Origin of the sequence: Anaerotignum sp. (genome assembly GCF_017483025.1) — a bacterium.
Lineage (GTDB): Bacteria > Bacillota > Clostridia > Lachnospirales > Anaerotignaceae > Anaerotignum_A.
Window position 1 is genome coordinate 1 of record NZ_JAFUMA010000039.1, and the last position, 4,955, is coordinate 4,955.

Here is a 4,955-nt window from a genome sequence, read left to right on the forward strand (position 1 = left end):
ATATGAGCCATGTTATCCACATCGGGCATCAGGAAACCGATACAGATAGCCGTTGCCGCCAAGAGCAGCATGGTGGCGTAATTCATGCCCGTATAGCGGGGGCCTCTTTTCTTCGTCAGCAGGAGCATTGCCCCCAGAAGACCATAGATGGCGCCGGATGCGCCGATGGAAACGCCGCCACCATTGCCCACAAGGATACTCAGCAGGACGCCGCAAAGACCGGAAACCAGATACAGCAAAAGAAATTTCCCGGAACCGATCAGCTTTTCCGTCCGCACGCCGAAATAATACAAATAAACGCAGTTAGAAGCCAGATGCATCAGCCCGCTGTGGAAAAACATACTGGTCAACAGTCGATAATATTCCCCCGCTTCGATGCCCGCTTTGCTCAGCCCAAAGGCGGTCAGGATTTCATTTCGCTGGCCGGAAAACATCGTCCATGCCAAGAGCGCCGCACAAAGGACGAAGATCATCACCGTTGCCACAGGCTTTTTCTGCTCCTTCGTATCCCGCAGGATGAGTACCTCCGGTTCCTTCCCCTTTGCCGCTGCCACGAGCAGTTTTTCGATGCCCAGCAATTTATCGGGCTCATTTTTCCCCGCAGAAACCTTGCCACTTTCTGTCGAAAACTGCCAGAAAACGCGATAAAATTTTTCCTCATAGGCATTGTATTTGGAGATATCCCCGCTTTCCACAGTATCCACAGGGGCATTTTCCCCCTCTTTATCCACAAGGACGGATAAGGCCACCACGCGGGTGCAATGGAACTGCTCCAGCTGTTCTTCCATACGTCTGCCGAAGTCGGCAAAGGTCATGTGGTCCTCCCGCCAGCCCTCATCCTCCTTGTCCATCAGACACAGCAAATACAGTACAGGGTTTTCTGCCCGCCAATACCAGTTATCTTTATTTTTTACCCTGCGAAAGCCCTTGTTTTCCAACTGCATCCGCAGATTCATCCAAAATTCCATGGAGGGTTCCTCCTCTTTCCTTCTTTTTCTTTATGATACCATAAGAACAACTGTTATTTTTGAAAAATCTCTTAAAATTTCCGTAAAATGTAAAAAACCCGCCTCTCGGCGGGTTTTTGAAAGGATAAGAAATGGGGTAATCTTTCTTATCGTAAAAGGAGTTCAAATTCCTTTTGGATGCTGAGAATAACCATGTGTTATACACAGGGAAGTAGTGGTTATCCACAAACTTATCCACACAATTAACATACCATAGATTCCCTCTGTTGTCAATTCGCAAGGCTTGTCGAAAAAGAACTTTTTATCGCGCGATGAAAAAAAATTTTCAAAGCAGGAAACTGAGCGCAAACATCCCTGCCACCCCCGGCATCCCCAAAAGGGCAGAGACCAGAAGCGTGGCGGCATTGACCCCCACGGCTGCCCCCAGCCCCTTTCCCAGAAAAAGGACGCAGCCCCCGGCAACAGCGGAAAGCCCCAGCCGCAAAAACACCCGCAAGGGCTTCGCCAGAGCGATCAGCGCCAGGGCAAACAGACACACAAAAATGGCACAGGCCATCACATATTCCCCCATAAAATCCCCCTTCCCTAAATGGCACTTCGCTGATATCCGCTGGTCAGGCCCATTTCCTTGGCGGCTTTCAGGAAGTATTCGTATTTTTTCTGCAAAGCGATGATCTCGTAGATGTAGCTGTCGATGAGGGCTTCATCGGTAGCATCCTCGAAAGAAGCACGGGCACATTCCAGCTGGATCTGGATCTGTCGGATGGCGGCAAGGATGGCTTCCCCCTCCGACAGGAGCCGTTCCTGTTTCATGGCAAGACCCCCTTTTTACTCCTAGTATAGGCGAGAAAAGGGAAATTTATGCAAAAGAAAAGGCATGTATTCCCATGCCTTTTTTCCTGTCATATAATTTGCTGAAGTTTTTTCAGTTCTTCTTCCGTCAGTTCCCTGCATTCCCCTTCGGGCAGGTCATCGGGCAGATAAAGGTCGCCCATGGCAAGGCGGTGCAGTTCCATCACCTTGGCACCAAAACAGCCAAACATCCGCTTGATCTGATGATATCTGCCTTCTTTCAAGGTCACTTCTGCGGTCTTTTCCCCAAGGATGACCAATTTCGCGTCCTTGCAGACGCCATCATTCAGCTCTACGCCTTCCGCAAAGCCCTTCTGCATTTCCTCCGTCACGGGGATATCCAGTTCCACCCGATAGACCTTCTGCACATGCTTTCTGGGGGAAAGGATATTGTGGGCCAGCACGCCGTCATCGGTGATGATCATCAGCCCTGTGGTATCCTTATCCAAACGCCCTGCAGGGAAAAGATCTCTCCCCTTTAATTCCGCAGGCACCAGCGCCAGCACCGTCTGGTGTTCCTTATCCTCCGTGGCGGAAACATAGCCCTTGGGCTTATGGAGCATCAGGTAGATCTGTTTTTTCACAGTCAGGGGCTTGCCGTCGATGGTGATAACGTTTTTTTCGGGGTCTGCCTTCTGGCTGGAGGAAGTGACAACCACGCCGTCGATGGCAATGCGTTTGCGCTTCACCAGATATTTTACATCACTGCGGGAATACAATCCCTGAGATGCAATGATCTTATCGATTCTATCCATAATCGGTTCCTTTCTTTTACAAAGCGTTATAGTCCGCTTTCAATTCTGCCAGAAGTTCTGCTTTCTTCTGGGGCGGATGGTGGCCTTTGATGGCGATGGAGAAATCCTCTTCCTCCAGCCATGCGATGAAATTACCCAGCAATTCCTTATCGTATACCCAGTCGTCCCCCACGGGAACGGAACAATAGCTGTCGCCAAGGAAAAGCAATCCATCCTCGGGAACGGAAAACACTACGCAATCCTCTGCATGGGGAGAGACCACTTCCTTCAAAATAACATTCACGCCGCCCAGGTCGATGTTGATTTCCCCTGTGAAGGAAATTTCCGCCTGTTCCACTTTGATCGCGGAACGGTCGGGGTATTCCTTGCGGATATGGATAAAGCAGAATTCCGAATCCTCGCCGCTTTCGATGCGCCCTTTCATGGAAGCATCATCCCACTGCCATTTTTTCATTTCGCCCAGGATGGCGTTGGTTTTTTCGCCTGCGAAGGAGACCGCATCCCAGCTGCAAAGGCCATAGGTATGGTCCCAATGGGCATGGGTCAGGGCAACGTATTTCGGCAAGGGCAATCCCCCTTCCGCCAGACCTGCTTTCAAAAGTTCTGCATGGGCGGGGGAATTGCCCGCATCCATAAGCAGAGCCGCTTTTTCGCCTTTTACATAGCCGATACAGGGTCTGTCCGTTTCGGGGTCGTTATTGGTATAAAAAACATGGTTCGTCAGTTTATTCCACATCATTCTTCCTCCATGAATTTCTGCAGTGCGGGGAAAGCCTTTTTGGCCTGCTGATAGCCATGGTGATAAAATTTCATCAGCTTATGGTAATCCTTTTCCAGACGCTTTACTTCCTGCATTTCAGGGCGAATGGAGAACACCTTCCCCTCCGCTTCCATCTGGTGGATGAAATCCAGGGTTTCATTATATACCACGGGGCGATGCAGCATGGCCTCCGCAAAATTGGGATATTTCTTTCGGTTTCTTTTTGCCAGAAGCGCTGTGCTCTTGGAAGGCTTCATGCGGAATTCCTTTCTTCTGGTCTCCACGATGACCACCTTATCACAGCCCCTTTCGAAGGCACGACGCACGGAAATAGAATCGGCAACGCCGCCGTCGGCATAGGGCACGCCGTCCACTTCCACCTCGGGCGTCGCCCCGGGCAGAGCAGAAGAAGCCTTGCCAATGGTCATCAGGTGTCTGCGGTCTGCGCCCCTGTCGGTCAGATATGCCGCCTGGCCTGTCAGGCAGTTGGTGGCGGTAAATTCCCGCTCCGTAGGGTTTGCAAAATAAGCATCGAAATCGAAGAGATTGATTTCCGTAGGCACTTTCCAGTAAATATTATCCATATCGAAGAGGTGGCCTGTCCGCAACAGGATATCCAGACCGAAATATCTGTATCTTTTATCCCTGCTGGCGGTGATATCTCTGGAGCGGCCCTTCTGGCCGGAAAGAAAATTCATCACATTGCCCGCGCCGGCGGAAGTTCCTACTGCATACTGAAACTGCACGCCCTGCTCCATCAGATAATCCATGACACCGGAAGTGAAGATGCCGCGATTGGCGCCCCCTTCCAAAACCAAACCGATTTTCATAAAATGACCTCCTTTTTGGCTTTTTCTATATCAGAATTTATTTTCTTTTTTTAAAAAAGTACCGTCGGGGAGGCTCCCCAACGGTACTATTTTACCATCTTAATCCTACTATTTCAATTTATTGCAAAACTTATGCCTGCTGTGCGGCTCTTTCTCTTGCCAGCTCTTCTGCGTGCAGTTTTGCGTTTTTCGCAATGCGTTTTGCTGTTTTGCGAGCATTTGCTTTTCTTCTTCTTTCATTCATCCACATATACAGAACGGGGATGAATACCAGTGTTACCACTGTGGACAGAGTCAGACCGAAGATAACACCGATGGCCAGTGCCTGCATCATTTCGGAACCTTCGCTGGTTGCCAGTGCCATAGGCACCATACCCAGAACCGTTGTCAGTGTTGTCATCAGGATAGGACGCAGACGACGAGGACCTGCTGTTGTCAGGGCGTCATAACATGTCATACCGCGATCCATCAGCTGGTTTGTGTAGTCAACCAGTACGATACCATTGTTTACTACCATACCGATCAGCATAACGAAGCCCATCATGGCAGGCATTGTGATGGTGTTGCCTGTGATCAAGAGACCCAGGATGGCACCTGTGATCGCCAGTGGCATGGAGAACATAACGATAAAAGGATAACGCAGGGATTCGAACTGGGATGCCATGATCATGTATACCAGAAGGACAGCAACTACCATTGCCAGGCCCAGTTTCTGGAAGGATTCATTCATCATTTCTGTCATACCGCCGAATTCATAGTAGCAACCATCGGGCAGTTCTGCGTCTTTCAT

7 protein-coding genes are annotated in these 4,955 nt (G+C 50.0%); all 7 read right to left on the reverse strand.

Going from position 1 to position 4,955, the window contains the following annotated elements:
- Positions 1-968: rhomboid family intramembrane serine protease (locus IJ369_RS03400; protein ID WP_290716007.1), on the reverse strand; the 968-nt coding region annotated here is incomplete at its 3' end.
- Between the two features lie 325 nt (positions 969-1,293).
- Positions 1,294-1,539, reverse strand: coding sequence for a pro-sigmaK processing inhibitor BofA family protein (locus IJ369_RS03405; protein ID WP_290716009.1), 246 nt, complete (start codon positions 1,537-1,539; stop codon positions 1,294-1,296).
- A gap of 14 nt (positions 1,540-1,553) precedes the next feature.
- On the reverse strand, positions 1,554-1,781 hold the full coding sequence (locus IJ369_RS03410) for a DUF2508 family protein (RefSeq protein WP_290716011.1): 228 nt from the start codon (positions 1,779-1,781) through the stop codon (positions 1,554-1,556).
- A gap of 89 nt (positions 1,782-1,870) precedes the next feature.
- Positions 1,871-2,575, reverse strand: a complete 705-nt coding sequence (locus IJ369_RS03415; RefSeq protein ID WP_290716013.1) for a pseudouridine synthase — start codon at positions 2,573-2,575, stop codon at positions 1,871-1,873.
- Positions 2,576-2,591: 16 nt separating this feature from the next.
- A complete protein-coding gene (locus IJ369_RS03420) occupies positions 2,592-3,311 on the reverse strand; it encodes an MBL fold metallo-hydrolase (protein ID WP_290716014.1) in 720 nt (239 codons plus the stop codon).
- Positions 3,311-4,165 carry a patatin-like phospholipase family protein gene (locus tag IJ369_RS03425; RefSeq protein WP_290716016.1) on the reverse strand — a complete coding sequence of 285 codons (855 nt, stop codon included), beginning with the start codon at positions 4,163-4,165 and terminating at the stop codon, positions 3,311-3,313. Before IJ369_RS03425 ends, IJ369_RS03420 begins: the two co-directional genes overlap by 1 nt.
- A 130-nt stretch (positions 4,166-4,295) precedes the next feature.
- Positions 4,296-4,955 (reverse strand): efflux RND transporter permease subunit (locus IJ369_RS03430; protein ID WP_290716017.1); only part of this gene is annotated, 660 nt, incomplete at its 5' end.

Coding starts and splice junctions, on each gene's coding strand:
- IJ369_RS03415 (WP_290716013.1), bottom strand. CDS start 2,575: ATGGATAGAATCGATAAGATCATTGCATCTCAGGGATTGTATTCCCGC.
- IJ369_RS03420 (WP_290716014.1), bottom strand. CDS start 3,311: ATGTGGAATAAACTGACGAACCATGTTTTTTATACCAATAACGACCCC.
- IJ369_RS03425 (WP_290716016.1), bottom strand. CDS start 4,165: ATGAAAATCGGTTTGGTTTTGGAAGGGGGCGCCAATCGCGGCATCTTC.
- IJ369_RS03410 (WP_290716011.1), bottom strand. CDS start 1,781: ATGAAACAGGAACGGCTCCTGTCGGAGGGGGAAGCCATCCTTGCCGCC.
- IJ369_RS03405 (WP_290716009.1), bottom strand. CDS start 1,539: ATGGGGGAATATGTGATGGCCTGTGCCATTTTTGTGTGTCTGTTTGCC.